Genomic DNA, 492 nt, shown 5'->3' on the forward strand with positions numbered 1-492 from the left:
CCGGATCAATGCGTGCTTACCGCTCCCCGAGGCAGTTTCGTTGTTCGCCACGTCCTTCTTCGGCTCCTAGTGCCTAGGCATCCTCCGTGCGCTCTTATTAGCTTAACCTAATGCTCCGGTTGTTTCGATCGAGCGTTCCTAGCGGTTTGTTTCTTGATCAATTAAATGATGGTTGAAATAAACGCGCTAAAGTCACGCTCGACTCGAAACAACCTTCGCAAACATTCAATAATTGCTTAAGGATGTTTCATTCTTTCGCTATCCAGTTTTCAAGGTGCAAGTCTTTTGCGTTGCATCTGCTTCGGAGTAAATCTTTAGCAAGTAGACAACAAACAAAAGTTTTTGAAAGGCATTTGGTATAACCCAATTGCTCTTTCAAAACTGACAACGAGCTGCGACTACTGCCTATTCACGGAAGTATGCTTCCGATGTACGTTTCCTGCAGAAACGTTGTATTCCTTAGAAAGGAGGTGATCCAGCCGCACCTTCCGA

At 45.3% G+C, this 492-nt stretch carries 1 rRNA gene; it reads right to left on the reverse strand.

Annotated elements, in window-relative coordinates:
• Positions 1-108: ribosomal RNA gene (locus tag M3194_RS30815) — 23S ribosomal RNA — on the reverse strand; the annotation flags it as partial.
• Between the last annotated feature and the right edge of the window lie 384 nt (positions 109-492).

It is taken from the genome of Paenibacillus glycanilyticus (assembly GCF_023715145.1).
Classification (GTDB): domain Bacteria; phylum Bacillota; class Bacilli; order Paenibacillales; family Paenibacillaceae; genus Pristimantibacillus; species Pristimantibacillus glycanilyticus_A.